13 protein-coding genes are annotated in these 15523 nt (G+C 60.0%); 8 read left to right on the top strand and 5 right to left on the bottom strand.

What is annotated here, in order from left to right; genetic code table 11:
• Window positions 1–8: 8 nt before the first annotated feature.
• Window positions 9–857, top strand: a complete 849-nt coding sequence (locus tag IH404_RS18345) for an EamA family transporter (RefSeq protein ID WP_194438682.1) — start codon at window positions 9–11, stop codon at window positions 855–857.
• Window positions 857–1765: a LysR substrate-binding domain-containing protein gene (locus IH404_RS18340; RefSeq protein WP_032880399.1), complete on the top strand. Its 909-nt coding sequence runs from the start codon at window positions 857–859 to the stop codon at window positions 1763–1765. The genes IH404_RS18345 and IH404_RS18340 overlap by 1 nt, the downstream gene beginning before the upstream one ends.
• Before the next feature lie 55 nt (window positions 1766–1820).
• On the opposite strand, the gene IH404_RS18335 is transcribed toward IH404_RS18340, so the two are convergent.
• The 3 genes from IH404_RS18335 to IH404_RS18325 form a co-directional block, all read right to left on the bottom strand.
• The gene (locus IH404_RS18335) at window positions 1821–3338 is read right to left on the bottom strand and encodes a glycosyltransferase family 39 protein (RefSeq protein WP_005789519.1); all 1518 of its coding nucleotides are present in this window, start codon (window positions 3336–3338) and stop codon (window positions 1821–1823) included.
• Between the two features lie 21 nt (window positions 3339–3359).
• On the bottom strand, window positions 3360–5015 hold the full coding sequence (arnT, locus tag IH404_RS18330) for a lipid IV(A) 4-amino-4-deoxy-L-arabinosyltransferase (RefSeq protein WP_194438680.1): 1656 nt from the start codon (window positions 5013–5015) through the stop codon (window positions 3360–3362).
• A 184-nt stretch (window positions 5016–5199) separates the two neighbouring features.
• On the bottom strand, window positions 5200–5880 hold the full coding sequence (locus tag IH404_RS18325; RefSeq protein WP_005789516.1) for a histidine phosphatase family protein: 681 nt from the start codon (window positions 5878–5880) through the stop codon (window positions 5200–5202).
• Between the two features lie 273 nt (window positions 5881–6153).
• Between IH404_RS18325 and IH404_RS18320 the strand changes: the two genes are divergently transcribed.
• The 6 genes from IH404_RS18320 (at window position 6154) to IH404_RS18295 (ending at window position 13049) form a co-directional block, all read left to right on the top strand.
• The gene (locus IH404_RS18320) at window positions 6154–6822 is read left to right on the top strand and encodes an ABC transporter ATP-binding protein (RefSeq protein ID WP_005789514.1); all 669 of its coding nucleotides are present in this window, start codon (window positions 6154–6156) and stop codon (window positions 6820–6822) included.
• Window position 6823: 1 nt separating this feature from the next.
• The gene (locus IH404_RS18315; protein WP_194440695.1) at window positions 6824–9286 is read left to right on the top strand and encodes an FtsX-like permease family protein; all 2463 of its coding nucleotides are present in this window, start codon (window positions 6824–6826) and stop codon (window positions 9284–9286) included.
• A complete protein-coding gene (locus IH404_RS18310) occupies window positions 9276–10343 on the top strand; it encodes a lipocalin-like domain-containing protein (protein ID WP_005789511.1) in 1068 nt (355 codons plus the stop codon). Before IH404_RS18315 ends, IH404_RS18310 begins: the two co-directional genes overlap by 11 nt.
• A 139-nt stretch (window positions 10344–10482) precedes the next feature.
• On the top strand, window positions 10483–11094 hold the full coding sequence (locus IH404_RS18305; RefSeq protein ID WP_194438678.1) for a hypothetical protein: 612 nt from the start codon (window positions 10483–10485) through the stop codon (window positions 11092–11094).
• Between the two features lie 2 nt (window positions 11095–11096).
• Window positions 11097–11453 (top strand): hypothetical protein, encoded by a 357-nt coding sequence (locus IH404_RS18300; protein ID WP_078821772.1) that lies wholly within the window; start codon window positions 11097–11099, stop codon window positions 11451–11453.
• Between the two features lie 150 nt (window positions 11454–11603).
• Window positions 11604–13049 carry a hypothetical protein gene (locus IH404_RS18295; protein WP_032880416.1) on the top strand — a complete coding sequence of 482 codons (1446 nt, stop codon included), beginning with the start codon at window positions 11604–11606 and terminating at the stop codon, window positions 13047–13049.
• 5 nt (window positions 13050–13054) lie between these two features.
• Here IH404_RS18295 and IH404_RS18290 read toward each other — a convergent pair whose 3' ends face one another.
• Both IH404_RS18290 and IH404_RS18285 read right to left on the bottom strand, forming a co-directional pair.
• On the bottom strand, window positions 13055–13756 hold the full coding sequence (locus IH404_RS18290) for a sterol desaturase family protein (RefSeq protein WP_194438676.1): 702 nt from the start codon (window positions 13754–13756) through the stop codon (window positions 13055–13057).
• A gap of 569 nt (window positions 13757–14325) precedes the next feature.
• Window positions 14326–15474 (bottom strand): aldose epimerase family protein, encoded by a 1149-nt coding sequence (locus IH404_RS18285; RefSeq protein WP_032880420.1) that lies wholly within the window; start codon window positions 15472–15474, stop codon window positions 14326–14328.
• Window positions 15475–15523 lie beyond the last annotated feature (49 nt).

Here is a 15523-nt window from a genome sequence, read left to right as displayed (position 1 = left end):
CGAGCCCCATGGACAACTCCGATATCGCGATCACCCTGGTCTTGATCTCCGCCTTCATGCACGCCACTTGGAATGCCGTAGTACGCGCCGGAAGCAGTCGCTTTATGACTTTGGCAATGGTCGATGGCACCGCATTGCTGATCTGTCTGGCAGCGCTGCCGTTGGTTTATGTGCCAAGCCTTGAGGTGTGGGGCTATGTGCTGGTTTCCGTAGTGCTCAATACGATCTATCGATTGTTTCTGATCAAGGCTTACGAGACCGGCGATTTCGGTCAGGTTTACCCGGTCATGCGTGGTGTGCCGCCGGTACTGGTTGCGCTTTTTTCCTACTTCTTACTGCATGAGCAGCTGTCGTTTCAGGCGATGGCAGGTGTGCTGATGATTTGCGTGGGGATCATCAGCCTGACATTTGTGCGCAGGATGACGGCGCACATGCTCAAGCCGATCCTGATGGCGGTGTGCGCTGGAGCGTTCATTGCGTCCTATACGGTGGTGGACGCCAAAGGCGTGCGAGCCAGTGAGACGGTGCTGCAATACATCATTTATCTGACGGTATTCCAGAGCATCCCGATCCCGTTATTGGCGTTGATCAAGGCGCGTCCGGCATTCACCCAGGCCATCCGCTGCCACTGGCGGGTAGGAATGTTGGGAGGGGTGTTTTACCTGGCGTCCTACGGCCTGGTGTTGTTTGCGTTGTCCCTGGATGCGGTAGCCAAGGTGTCCGCGTTGCGGGAAACCAGTGTTATTATCGGCACCATTATTGCCGCACTGTTTTTTCATGAACGGTTTGGCTGGCGGCGAATGCTTTCGGCATTCGTCATTGTTGGCGGGATCATCCTGATCAAAGTGAGCAACTGATGGCCCAACGTCCGCCCCCGACCCCTATGCTTCAAGCCTTCGTGAGTGCCGCGCAGACCGGCAGTTTTGCGCGTGCCGCATCCGAGTTGAACCTCACCGCCAGCGCTATCAGTCATCAAATCGCAGGTCTGGAAGAGTGGTGGGGGGTGCAGTTGTTCGAGCGCCACTCACGGGGCGTCAAACTCACGCCGGCGGCGCAGGCACTGTTGCCGGTGGCCGAAGGTTTTTTCAAAGACCTGGATGCTGTGCTGCATTCGCTCAGTCCCGGTAAACCTCAACCGCTTTACCTCGCCTGTACGTCCTCTCTGTGCTCAACCTGGCTGATTCCCAGGATGCATGGTTCTCATGCTCACGCGTCGTTCAATCTGGATTTGGTGTTGACCAGCGCGGACATGAGCAGCAGCAGCTTGAGTGCGCATCAGTATGACGTCGCCGTGGTGATGGGGTACGGCGACTATCCGGACCACCATGTCGAGCTTTTGATGCGCGATGCGGTATTTCCTGTATGTTCGCCAGCGTTTGCGCGTATACACGGCGATATTGCCCTGGCGGATATCGCCCAGTACCCATTGATTCATCGGGTGGATGATCAAGTGTGTCCAGGGTGGGAGAGCTGGTTTGCCTTCCAGGGGCTGCAAGCACCGCCCTATCACCATGGCCCACGCTTTCCTGATTCCAGTTTGGCTATCAGCCTGGCGGTAAAAGGCGGGGGAATTGCGTTGGGCAGAACTGCACTGGTACATGACGCGTTGAAGGAGGGAGCCTTGGTTGCGCTGGAAGCTCCTGTGATGATGTCGCCGGCTGCCTATTACATCATTTGCCGAGAGGGTCGTCAGTCGGAGCCGGATATCGCTCGGTTGTTTGATTGGCTCAAGGCGCAGGCTGACGAGTTTGTGTGCGAAGTTTAAATGCACCCCGTAGGGGGCTCACGCCAAGCCTTTGCAAACAGCGCCTCTTCGATTCTCAGCGTGGCATCGGAACAAACGCCACGCTCCCTCCCTCACGCTTCTGAAACAAGCGCTCGCCATTATCCGATTGCGTAGTGACCACTCGATGATCCACGCCCAGAAACGCCAGCGGCATCGGGTCTTCCCTGGAATACTGCGCGATGATAATCGTGTGTTGCGGATCGAACCTTTGGCCGCTGGTCTTTTCCAGCCAGGCCATGAAGGCGGCGCTGTCGCCCTGGCGGGGGTAGTCCTGGGTTTCGCTGACGTAGTAGAAGGGCTTGCCGTGGTTTTGCAGGTACATGGGCAGCTTGTTGTCGACCTCCACCAGCACCATTTGCCATTGGTCCCATGGTGCGTTTTTCACGGCTTGGGCTTGCACATCCTCGGCGAAGCGGGTCACGCCGCCGTTGCCGGTAGTCCAGGGGTAGATCACCCCCAGCACCAGCAAGAGCAGGCCTGCGCTGATGCCGAAGCCTTTTTGCCAGCGCGGCCAGCTCGCCGGTTTTTTCTTTAGGCGTTCGCTCAGCCACCAGGCGGCGAGCAGTTGGGCAAAGGGCACCAGCGGCAGTACGTAGTAGCTGCGGCGGCTGCCGCTGGCGGTGAAGAATGCAAACAACAGGCCCAGGCCCCACACCAGCCAGCGCACGTTGGGTGGGGTGTGGCGCCAGTGCCGCACCGCCAGCCACAGGCCCAGTAGCCAGCAGGGGGCCCAGGGCAGGGTGTAGACCGGCAGGTAGATCAGGTAGGTGTAGATCGGCCCCATGTGATCGAAGGGGTCGAAGAAACGCACCACGTTTTCCCTGAACACCAACGCCAGACCGCTCTCGCCATAAGAGGGCGCGCCGTAGCGCTGGGACAGTACGAAAGGAATCGCGTAAAACGCCGCGGCGATCAGCATGGCCAACAGCAGACGCAGATTGAGGTGGCGTTTGTAGCGCTGCTGGCTGAGCAGGTGCGGCAGCAGCACCAGCCCAGGCAGCACAAAACCGATCAAGCCCTTGAACAGTGACGTCGCTGCCAGCAACAGGAAAAACATCGTGTAGCGCCCAAGCCTGGTGTCTTCCGGCCCGCGCCAATACCACCACACGGCTGCCAGCACGCCGCACACGGTCAGCACGTCGGCGGTGGCGACCCTGGCCCAGAACAGGAAGTAGAAGGTGGTGGCGAGCATCCAGCCGGCGATCAAGCCTGTGCCTTTGCGAAACAGCCGTTCGCCGATCAGGTACACCAGCCAGATACTCAGCCACGCCGCAATCACCGATGACAGGCGCAACGACCACGGGCCAAGGCCGCCCATCAAGCTGGCGAAGCCGCTGATCAGCCAGTAGGAGGGCAGGGGTTTGTCGTAATACGGCGTGCCTTTGAGATACGGGTCGAAGTAATCACCGCTTTGCAGCATCTGCAGGGCGATGTTGGCCCAGCGCGTTTCCGGCCCCCACAGGTCGCGGCTGCCCAGGCCCAGCAGTAAAAGCAAGGCCGAAACGCCCAGCAGTAAAACCAGGGCGCCGCGTTCGGTTTTCCATAGGCTCATGGGCTGTTCCTGCAAAGGCGATCAAGGTTGTTGGGGGTAAATCGTCAGTACCAGGTTGCCCTTGCGATAGCGCTTGCCGCCGGGCGGCAATTGCCCTTCTTCGCGGTGTTCGCTGGTGCTGCGGACCCGCATCAGCACGCCCACCGAACCTCGCTCGCGGGCTTGGGCCAACCAGGCTTGCACGTTGTCGAGCGTGACCTTGCGGTGCGCCGCTTCTTCGTAATGCAAGCCGTAGCGCAGCTCGCCCTCGGTGCCGTAAAACGCCACCTCTGGCTCACGCAGGCGCCATGACAAGGCCGATGCCAGGCCCAGTTCGTTGCTCAGCAAAGCACGGGTGTGTTGCAGTTCGTCCAGGTGCTCAAGCACGAACTGGTCGGGCATTTCGTTATCCGCTATCAACTGCGGCATTCCCGCCGGCAACAGGGCTACCAGCAAGCCAATGCCCAGCGCCGGCATCGCCCACAACGTCAGCGGGCGCACCGCTTGCAACAGGTTGGCGAGGATCCAGCCCAGCAGCACGATAAAAGCCAGGGACAGGCTGAACATCTCGGCGTGGCTGTTGCCGTACAGCGGGTCGGTGATTTGCAGGTAAATCAGCCCGACCATGGCCGCCATGCCGAGAACGAAATTGACCGCGCCGTTGATCACAATCGTACGTGCCTTGCCTTGCTTGATCAGGTCGATCAAACCGTGGCCCATCAGCAGCGCCAGGGGCAGCAGGCAGGGCATGATGTAGGTCGGCAACTTGCCTTTGCTCAGGCTGAAAAAGCCCAGGGGCAGCAGCCACCACAGGGCGAGAAAGGCAATCGCCGGCTGGCGTTTTTCGTTCCAGGCCTTGCACAGTGTTGTCGGCAGCAATGCGGCCCACGGCAGACACGCCACGACCATGATCGGCAGGAAGAACCAGAACGGCCGCGCATGTTGCGCATTGTCGGAGGCGAAGCGGCGAATGTGTTCGTGCCAGAAGAAAAAGCGCCAGTAATCCGGTTCCCGCACATGGATCGCCAATGCCCACGGCAGGCAAACCAGTACCGCGACCATAATCGCCACCGGCCCGTAGCGCAGCAACTCATCGACGCGGCGCTGCCAGATCAGGTAAGGCACCGCGACCAATACCGGCAGCAGCCATGCCAGAAACCCCTTGGTCATGAACCCCATGCCGCACGCCAGCCCCAACAAGGCCCAGCAACCCAGACGCCCACGTAAGGTGGGGCTGTCGAGAGCAAACCACAGGGCGACCAGGCTCAGGTTGACCCACAAGGTAAATTGCGGATCAAGGTTGGAATACCCGGCTTGCCCGGCCACCAGGCCAAAGCTCATATAGAGCAGGGCGCAGGCGAAGCTTTTACGTGGGTCGTTCCACAGGCGCCGCGCGATCAGGTAGGCCAGCAGCACACTCAACGCCGTGGCCAGGACCGAGGCGATGCGCACGCCGAACAGGTTTTCGCCAAACACCGCCTGGCCCAGGGCAATCAGCCAATAGCCCGCGGCGGGTTTTTCGAAATAACGCACGCCCATAAAGTGCGGCGCTACCCAGTTGCCGCTCATCAGCATTTCCTGGCTGACCTGGGCATAACGGGTTTCATCCGGAATCCACAGGCCGTGAAAGCCCAGGGGCAGCAAGAAAAAAACGGCAAAGCCCAGGATTAACCAGGGCAGAGGGTTCAAGCGGGTCATGAGCACGTTGCTCCATGACGTTCAAACAGGTGCAGGAAGAGTATTGAATTAATCGGGCCGAGCATCGTGATGTTCACTGAATCAATGAGGGGGGGAACCTAACTAAGAGGCGCAACTGAACATGCCAGAACAGGGCTGTCGTTTTGCTGAACGTAATAGCTGCTGGGTATGTAAATAAGTGTAATTAAAGTTGTTTAAGTACTGCGGCCCATTGCTGGATTTTCAGAGTGCCCATTGCCTCAAGTTTGCCGTTGGGCAATACCTTGACGAACAGTGCACTGCCATATTCGGCCGCTGCGGCATGGGGAAAGCCCAGGCTCGTCTGGAAGTCGCTCATGCAGGCGCTGTGGGTGATCAACATGAGGTTGCGACTCGGCTGTTTATGGCTGAGGATTTCCTCCGCCATGGCATCCCCGCAAATGGCGAGCGGGCCCGGGGACAGCTCGGTCTTGCCGAACATGAACAGCGAGGTTTGGGCAGTGCGCGTGGTCGGGCTGCTCAGCACGTCGGTGGCCTCCATGCCCAATGAGTCAAAGGCTTTGCCCAGTGCGGTCGCGCGTTGCGTGCCCTGGATCGTGAGGCCGCTGGCAGGGCCGAAACAAGGATTTGTCGAGCGGTCGCAGCGTTCTTCATGACGCACCAGTACCACCAGGTCGCCCTGGCGCCAACTGGCGAGCACCCCGGAGGTGACCAGGCGATTGCCGACCCCCAGGTCAAGCGGGGAAGAGGGCCACAACAGAAAACCTGTGAGCAGCAGGCCGACTAAGCTGATGCCCAGCACAGGCAGGCGGTATTTTTTCAGGCGCTTCAACCTTGCCCATTTGGGTTCTGGATTGGCCAGGATCATGTCTGCCACGCTATTCACCCTCGGCCCTTTAGTTGTGCTTATAACAAGTGAAGTTAATGGGCTGTCGCCCGTTGTGGAGCAGCAGCCTGTCACAGTGCTGCTGTCTTTTTGCTGAACATCCGCGTCGTAAAAAGTGTGAATATTAGTAACTAACAAGTTGCGAGTTATCACCGCTGGGAGTGCACTCTAAAGTGCCGAGGATGGGCAGGCGGTGAAATCCATGTGAAAAAATTGCGTGGGCATCACCCTCAGCCGTTATTCTCGTTGGCAGTCCTTCAAATGAGCGTTCCTATGTTGCAGGTACAAGGGGTTATCAAACACTACGCCACTCCCCAAGGTCCGCTGGCCGTGCTGGCCGGTGTCGACCTGTACCTGGGGCCGCGCAGCAGTCTGGCGCTGATGGGCGAGTCGGGCAGTGGCAAAAGCACCTTGCTGCACCTGGTGGCCGGCCTGGATCGGGTCGACGGCGGCAGCATCCGCATTGGCGAGCAGCGCTTGGACCAGCTCAACGAAGGGCAACTGGCCCATTGGCGCCGTACCGAAATCGGCCTGGTGTTCCAGCAGTTCAACCTGATCGGCAGCTTGCGTGTGGAGGACAACCTGGCATTCCAGGCGCGCCTGGCGGGGCGCTTCGATCCGCATTGGCAGGCGCAGTTGGTGGAACGTCTGGGGCTGGGCGATTTGCTCAAGCGTTATCCGGAGCAACTGTCTGGCGGTCAGCAGCAGCGGGTGGCGGTAGGGCGGGCGCTGGCCTCGCGTCCGGGTTTGCTGTTGGCCGATGAGCCCACCGGCAACCTCGACGAAACCACCAGCGATGAGGTGCTGCAGTTGCTGTTGGATCTGCTGCAGGACAGCCCTACCAGCCTGTTGATGGTCACCCACAGCCCACGGCTGGCGGCACGCCTGGACCAGCAGGTGCTGCTGCACCATGGCCGTGTCGTACCGATGGACGCGCGCTGAGATGGCGGTGTTCTGCTGGGCGTTGCGTGCGTTGTTGAGCCACTGGCGCCGTCACCCGGTGCAGTTTTTCAGCGTGCTGACCGGCCTGTGGCTGGCTACGGCATTATTGACGGGCGTGCAGGCGCTCAACAGCCAGGCACGGGACGGCTATGCGCGCGCCAGCCAATTGATCGGCGGCGAACCGCAGGCCAGCTTGAGCGCACCGGACGGCGCCGCCTTCCCCCAAGCGCTGTTTGCGCAGTTGCGCCGCGCGGGGTGGCCGGTGTCACCGGTGGTGCAGGGGCGGGTGGTACTCAAGGGGCATGAGGAGCAGCGGCTGCAATTGATGGGCATTGAGCCGGTATCGTTACCTGGCAGCGGCAGCGTGGCCGGGCAGCGCTTGAGCCAGGCACAGATGCTGGCGTTTTTCCAGGCGCCGGGGCGTACCTGGGTTGCCGCGCAAACCTTGGAGGCGCTCGGTTTGCACGCGGGCGAACAACCGCTGACGGCCAGCGGGCAGCGCTTGCCGCCGTTGCAGGTTCAACCGGACATGGCCCCCGGTATGCTGCTTACCGATATCGGTTTTGCCCAACCCTTGCTGAACATGCAGGGGCGGTTGTCGCGCTTGCTGCTGGACAACGCCTTCGCCGCGCGCCATCCCCAAGCGCCCGTCGGGTTGCAACTCAAGCAGGGCGAGGACAACAACCTCTCACGTCTCACCGATAGCTTTCATCTGAACCTCGACGCCTTGGGCTTTTTGTCCTTCGTGGTCGGGTTGTTTATCGTGCACGCAGCCATCGGCCTGGCCCTGGAACAACGGCGGGGTTTGTTGCGCACTTTGCGTGCCTGCGGGGTCAGTGCGCGAATGCTGATCCTGAGCCTGGGGGTCGAACTGGGCGTTCTGGCATTGCTGGGCGGTGTACTCGGGGTCGCCAGTGGTTACCTGCTGGCCAGCCTGTTGTTGCCGGACGTCTCCGCCAGCTTGCGCGGCCTGTACGGGGCCGAAGTGGCAGGTCAACTGAGCTTGAGCCCGGGGTGGTGGCTTGCAGGGCTGGGCTTGAGCCTGCTCGGCGCCTTGCTCGCAGGGGCCAGCAGCCTGTGGCGTGCGGCGCGTTTGCCGTTGCTGGCGCTGGCCAATGCACAGGCCTGGCATGAGGCCCACGGGCGCTGGTTGCGGCGCCAGGGTTGGGTGGCGGTTGCGGCGCTGCTCATTGCACTGCTGGCCCTGGAATTGGGCAACAGCCTGGCCGCCGGATTCGTGCTGATGGCGGCGTTGCTGCTGGGCGCTGCACTGGGTTTGCCGGTGTTGCTCAATGCGCTGTTGAACGGCGTGCTGGGGCGCAGTCGTTCGGTACTGGGCCAGTGGTTCCTCGCCGACTGTCGCCAGCAACTGCCAGCCTTGAGCCTGGCACTCATGGCGCTGTTGCTGGCCCTGGCGGCCAATATTGGCGCAGGCTCCATGACCTCGGGTTTTCGCCAGACCTTCAACCACTGGCTGGAACAACGTCTGACCGCCGAGCTTTACCTCAACCCGCAAAATCCGGCTCAGGCGCAGCAACTGCACACATGGTTGGCACAGCAGCCGCTGGTGCAGGCGGTGCTGCCCAGCTGGCAGGTCGCGGTGCAGTTGCAAGGCTGGCCGGCGGAGCTGTTTGGTGTGGTCGACAACCCCACCTATCGTCAGCACTGGCCGTTGCTGGAGGCGACGAGCACACCCTGGGACCGCTTGCTGCAAGACGATAGCGTGATGCTCAGCGAGCAGTTGGCGCGGCGCTTGAACGTGCGCCTGGGCGACAGGGTTCAAGTCCCCACCCCTCAGGGCACATGGGCACCGGAAATCGTCGGAATCTACGCCGACTATGGCAACCCCAAGGGCCATCTGCTGGTCAACGCCAAGCACCTGTTGGCTCATTGGCCGACGCTGTCACCGGTGCGTTTCAACCTGCGCGTGGCGCCCCAGGATGTGCAGCCGCTGGTGGGTGAAGTGCAGCGTGAGTTCGCCCTGGAAGACAGCCGTATCGTCGATCAACAACAACTCAAGGGATGGTCCAGTCAGGTCTTCGAACGCACCTTCGCCGCCACTGCTGCGTTGAATAGCCTGACCCTGGGCGTGGCGGGCGTGGCATTGTTCATCAGCCTGCTGACCCAGAGCCAGAGTCGCCTCGGGCACCTTGCGCCGTTGTGGGCGCTGGGGGTGACGCGCCGCCAACTGATGCTGCTCAACCTTGGCCAGACCTGGCTGCTGGCGGTACTGACGCTGGTCCTTGCGTTGCCGTTGGGGCTGTTGCTGGCGTGGTGCCTGGATGCGGTGATCAACGTCCAGGCGTTCGGCTGGCGCCTGCCGTTGCAGGTATTCCCCGGGCAGCTTGCGCAGTTGATGGGGCTGGCGTTGCTTGCGACATTGCTGGCCTCGGCCTGGCCGCTATGGCAGCTCTACCGCAGCCGCCCGGCGGATTTGTTGAGGACCTTTGCAAATGAAGATTAAAGCGTTGGGGTGGGGGGTGTTGCTGCTGCTGTTGAGTGCCTGTGACAAGCCGCCTGCACCCGAGGAAAGCTTCGCCGGGCTGGGCAGCGATGCGGCGGAATTTGCCCAAGTGGTCCCCGGCAAAGTCTTCAGCTTCCCCGAAGATCACGGCCCGCACCCAGGCTTTCGCATCGAATGGTGGTACGTCACCGCCAACCTCAAGGATGCCCAGGGCAATGTGTTCGGCGTGCAATGGACCTTGTTTCGCAACGCCGTGAATGCCGGGCCGATGCAGCAAGGCTGGTGCGACTCCACCATCTGGCTCGGCCACGCCGCCGTCACCAGCGCTACCCACCACTACGCCGCCGAACGCTTCGCCCGTGGTGGCGTCGGCCAGGCCGGAGCGCAAGCGTTGCCGTTCAACGCCTGGATCGACGACTGGAACTTCGCCAGCCGCCCAGGCGCCACTAGCGCTCTGGCCGATATGCAACTCAAGGCCAGTGGCGCGCAATTCGCCTACGACCTGCAACTGACCTCCAGCCGCCCGTTGGTGCTGCAAGGTGACAACGGCTACAGCCGCAAATCCGACCAGGGCCAGGCGTCGTACTACTACAGCCAGCCGTTTTTCACCGCCACCGGCAGCATCAGTATCGACGGCCAGACGTACGAAGTCAGCGGCCCGGCCTGGCTCGACCGCGAATGGAGCAGCCAACCCCTGGCCGCCAGCCAGACCGGCTGGGACTGGTTCTCCCTGCACCTGGATCGGGGCGCGCAACTGATGCTCTTTCGCGTGCGAGACAAAGACGGCGGCGGGTACCTCACCGGAACCTGGATCGACGCCCAGGGCCGCACCGAGACCCTGCACAACGCAGATATTCAACTGGCGCCGCTGACCAGAACCGAGATTGACGGGCGCAGCATTCCTACGCGCTGGTCGCTGAAGATCCCCGGCAAACACCTGGACATCACCACCGAGGCGGTCAATCCGAAAGCGTGGATGAACCTGGGGATTCCCTACTGGGAAGGGCCGGTGAAGTTCGAGGGTGGGGTGGGGTATTTGGAGATGACGGGGTATTAGGGCGTCTTCCGTAGGCGCTTATCTTTTGCTGTGTAGGCAACTTCCCAAACGTATTGTTTGACCCCCGCCTGCTTGTGTCCGGGCTGTAGGCGCTTGCTTATATTTCGATGCCATCTTCATGGCATTCGAGATGTAAGGCATGGCGCAGGCATACCTCAACGACCGCACCACGGACTACCTCAGTTTGAAGTCCCGGCTAATGGGTAGGGCGTTGAATCAGCAGCGCTCTGATCATTTCGATGTGTTGAATCGGCACCTGCTCCATAAGCTGGTGACGCCAGGACAAAAGGTGCTTGGCGTTTCAACCAAGAGCTATTTGCATAAAGGAGAAATAGCAGGGTATGCACAGCGGATCGGGGCAGTTGCGCAGGCTTCGAAATGGCTGGGGAATGGGACTTATGTGGGGCTGGCGATGGATGTAGGCGTGGCGGGTTTGGAAATCAGGGAGGCGTGTGTGGTGGGAAGGGAGGCGCAATGCAAAAGAGCGAAGTATGTGGAGACGGGAAGGTTGGTGGGTGGGGTGGTAGGGGCTGCTGGCGCAGGGGGGCTTGGTGCTGAGTTAACACGCCGTGCATGCAACATTTTTCTAGGTGTCGCGACGAGAGGAACCGGCGCTCTGACCTGCGCAATAATTGGGGGGGCGATGGCAGGGTATCTAGGAGGTAAGAAGGGCGGGGATGGTGGGGCGTTCCTGGGTGGAAAAATTGTAGAGGACAACGGTGATTTGATATTCCAGCCAGAGGGTGCTTGAGCATGGATTTTTTTCTCGCCTATACCGCTGTGATGATTATCGGGACGTTTGTGGTTTTGGGACTGATACTTTTTTTCGAACGAACAAAACTCGATGAGTTGGAAGGTTACTTCAGTGAAAACCCGCAGGTCCGTAAACATCGGCAACGCTGGGGACGAAACCAGCGGTTTATCAGGTTTCATCGTATGTGTCTGATGATTGATATCCTTCGCGCGCCAGAAAGCTCCGTGAAAGAAGGCTTTATGACTGAGGCAGAGTCAGCCGCCATTCCGTCAGCGCTCAGGCGTTGGGCTGTATGGCCCTATCGCCTTGCGATGATTTGGGCTATCAGTTGGGGCTATTGGTGCACCTGGCTTTAGAGGTGCTCGCTTTCACGACCTGAATACCAAGGTTAACATTTTTTTAAAAAATACTGTTCATGCGTACAGTATTGTCCTACAGTCCATCCCAGGTGACCGGATGTCACCGGTCACCTGAGCTTCAATTTTTTAACTATGGATGGATAAAAAATGAAATCGAAAAAAGCCCTTATGCTAGGCGCGGCCATGATGGCCTCCTGCTTTGTTTCGGCCTTTGCCCTGGCCGAGCAAACCCCTCCCAAGCTCAGTGCGCAGACGGTCAAGCAGGCCGTGGACAAAGCGTTGAAACAAGGTGGCACAGTGGAGAAGGCCATTGTCTCGGACGCACTCAAGCAAAAGCTCGATGCAGCCAAGGCCGGCAAGCCCAAGGTGTCAGCCGGCAAGGCAATTGCCAGTAATGCGGTGGTTGATGCCAAGGTAGGCGAGTTGGTAAAGCCCGATCAGGCGAAACTCAAGGAAGCGGCGGTTGCTGCCTTCACTCCGCTGTTTCCAACTCTGGATATCAACACCCTTTACACGCTGACCGGGGTGGAGACCGGCGCGCAGATCGCCTACCACTTCAACCTGCCGAAGAATGCGCGAATTCAGGTGCAGTTGTTGAACCAGAGTGTCGGCACCGACATGTCGCTGACCCTGTTCCACGATGACGGGCAGGGTAATCTGACCCCGTTGGGCACATCTGATAACGCCGGCAATGCCGATGAGTACCTCAACGGTGTATTGCCGGCCGGTGACTACTACTGGTTCATGGTGGCCAATGCCGCGAGCAACTCGCAGTTCAGCTTCGGCGTGGCGGTAGACAGCAACATTGATGCCTACGAGCCCAACGATACCGAGCAAACCGCGTTTGCCCTGCCGGATGCGCTGAATCAGGTGACCGGTAACCTCGACAGCGTCAATGATGTGGATTACTTCTCCTTCACGTCGCTGCGCGGCCAGGGTGTCGGCATGTTCCTGGGTGATGATGGTGCGGGTACGCGCAACCAGTGGATCTTCGAGCGTTTCGACGGTAATAACTGGGTAGTGATTCAGCCGGATTCCACCTCCACCTATCCGAACCTGACGCCGGGCTACACGGTCAAGGTACGTGTGCGGGCGAACCCGGCGGTGGCGTTGAACCCTCAGGCGCAGTACAAGTTGACCCTGGGTTCGGCGCCTCGCTTGAACCAGCACAACGTGAACGGCGATAACGTAGTGCGCATTCCCAGCTCGATCTTCCAGCTGGCCACCCAGGCAGCCCGCAATCTGAGCTGGAGCACCCAATGGTCGGACAGCACCGGTGAGCCACTGCGCGGGGTCACCCCAGTGCTGCGGGTCGACAAGCACTTTGGTGCAACTTACAACTGGGTCAACTATGAGGCCAAGACCGGCATCACGGGTGCAGCTTCGGGCAATGTCGCCTTGGGCACTTGCTCCGGCGACTATAAAGTGCGGTATCCGGACAGCGCGTCGGGCCAGACCTACAACTGGGAAACCTGGTTCAACGAAGGTGGCTGGCGCATCGAGCTCAAGGAGTTTCCGGGTGTGGGCGTAGGCGGCAATATCACCCAATACGTCAGCCTGGGCCACATTTGCAGCCAGACCATCGTGCGCTGATTGATCTAGGAATGTGAAGCAGGGGGCAGTCCATCTGGGCTGCTCCCTTTTTTTGTGGCCGGCTCCCAATGCAGCGTGCCAAACAGGTAGTCCATCAACGGCAGCACGATATTGAAATTGCGCCCCTGCATCAGCTCGCGACGGTGATGCAGGGCGTGCAGGCGATGCATTTGGCGAATCCACGGCAGGCGCGCCACCGGGTGTTCAGCGGGCAAGTGTTCGCAGGCGTGGAACACCTCGTAGAGCAGGTAGCCGAGGATCATGCACCCGGCAAACAACCCCGCCACGTTGGGGTTCAGTTGCTTGAGCAGCCACCAGCCGGGAAGGGTGATGGCCAGGCTGTGCAGTACGATCAGCCAGGCGGGGAACAGGATGACGCGCCAGTCACGCGGGCTGTCGTAGGTCATGTGGCCGGGCGTGAAGAAACTGTGGTGATCGCCGGTGTGGCGCGCGTAGAACAGCCGGGCGAATGGGTGCTTGTGATGGCCGAGGTGACGGTGCACGAGGTAGATGCACAGGTTGAAGAACACCAGCGTCAAGGGCACCGTCAGCCACTGCAGCGCGGTGATCTGTGCGGTGGAGGACCAGGCCAGGGTGATACAGGTGATGCCGTAGCCGAGGACGAACGCGGCGTGTAGCCAGGGGTTGTAATGGCGACTCACGTTGGCGCGGTAGCGGCTGCGGAACGTTTCGGTGAGATGGGGCATGGCGGGCTGCTCGTTGTTTTTGTTCGAGATTGAGCTTAGTGGGTGGGGAGGAATGTGCGAGCTTTTACTGGGGGCATGGGTATTTACACAACTTTGGCGTTACGCCGGATCTGTGGGAGGGGGCTTGCTCCCGATGGCGGCCTTAGGGCCGACCAGGATGTTGGATCAGACCGAGTACATATCCATTCCTGCGGTAACGACTGATATTGGTTCCGCTTTTACAGCGGGTCACTTTTGAAAAGAGCCGGAATGCCGGCCCAGCCAAAAGTAACCAAAAGGCTCTTGCCCCACCACTTGGCACCTCGCTTATGCTCGGTGTGCCCGTAATCCGCCATGGATTTGGGGGGGCGCCGCCACGCGCCATCCATGGCGCGGGGCGGCTAAACCGGCATCCCTGCCGGTTTACCCCCCAAATCCCTGTCGAATTCCGGCCAGCGTGGTTTGACGGAGCGCCTGAGATCAAAAGCAGATCAAGATCAAGAGCGGCTCGCTTCGCATCGTGGTTACTGTTGGCGACTGCAAAGTTGTGTAGATACCTATGCTCATCGGGGTGTAGCCCTCCCACAGTTTTAATCGGCGGTGAACTTGAAAATGGTGTTCTGGATATAGGTTTGCCCTGGATTCAAGCGAGTTGAGGCAAAGCCGGGTTGGTTAGGCGCATCCGGAAAATGCTGGGTCTCCAGGGTGAACCCGCTCCAGTGCTGGTACGTCTTGCCACCTTTGCCCTTCACCGAACCATCCAGGAAGTTGCTGGTGTAGAACTGCACCCCAGGCTCACTGGTGTAAAGCTGCAAGCGCCGCCCCGACTCAGGGTCATGCACCTGGGCAGCAAGCTGCTTTACATCACCTTTGGTATCCAGGGCCCAGTTGAAGTCGAACCCGCCTTGTTTCGGCTCGGCAAATTTGAGCTGTGGATGGTCCGCCTTGATGTGCTGGCCAATAGGCGTGGGCTTGAGGAAGTCCATCGGTGTGCCCTTGACCGGAGCCAGCTCACCGGTGGGGATCAAGGTGGCATTCACCGGTGTGTAGTGGCTGGCGTGCAAGGTGGCGACCTGCTTGAGAATGTCGCCGTTACCCGCGCCGGCGAGGTTGAAGTAGCTGTGATTGGTGAGGTTGAGTACCGTCGGTTTGTCGGTGGTGGCCTTGTAGTCGATGTGCAGTTCGTTCTTGTCGTTGAGGCGGTAAGTGACTTCGGTCTTCAGGTTGCCGGGGAAACCCATTTCACCGTCCTTGGACAGGTAGGTGAGGGTGACGCCCACCGAATCCTTGTCCTTGACGGGCTCGGCGTGCCACACCTGTTTGTCGAAGCCCTGGGCGCCGCCATGCAGCGAGTTGGGGCCGTCGTTGAGCGGCACCTGGTAGCGTTTGCCGTCGAGTTCGAAGGCACCGCCGGCCAGGCGGTTGCCGAAGCGGCCGATGGTTGCGCCGAAAAATGCAGTACCGCCTTGATAGCCTTGCACATCATCGAAACCCAGCACTACGTCGTCGAGCTTGCCGTTTTTGTCAGGCACCTTCAGCGACTGCAATACACCGCCGTAGGTAATTACCGTGGCTTGCATGCCATGGCTGTTGCGCAACACATACTGTTCGACGGCGGTGCCGTCATTGGTTTTACCGAAAGGCTTGTGCTCGCTGGTAAGGCCGGCGGCGTGAGCGCCGCCGCTGGCGATCAGCATGGACAGCGCCAGACCGGACAACAGGTATCGAGGGTGCTTCATGTCGAACTTCCTTTTGTTGTTTTTGGGTTGAATAGTTCTACTAATGTGA

Origin of the sequence: Pseudomonas sp. OST1909 (assembly GCF_015277575.1) — a bacterium.
Lineage (GTDB): Bacteria > Pseudomonadota > Gammaproteobacteria > Pseudomonadales > Pseudomonadaceae > Aquipseudomonas > Aquipseudomonas synxantha_A.
This window is presented reverse-complemented; position numbering and strand designations above follow the sequence as displayed.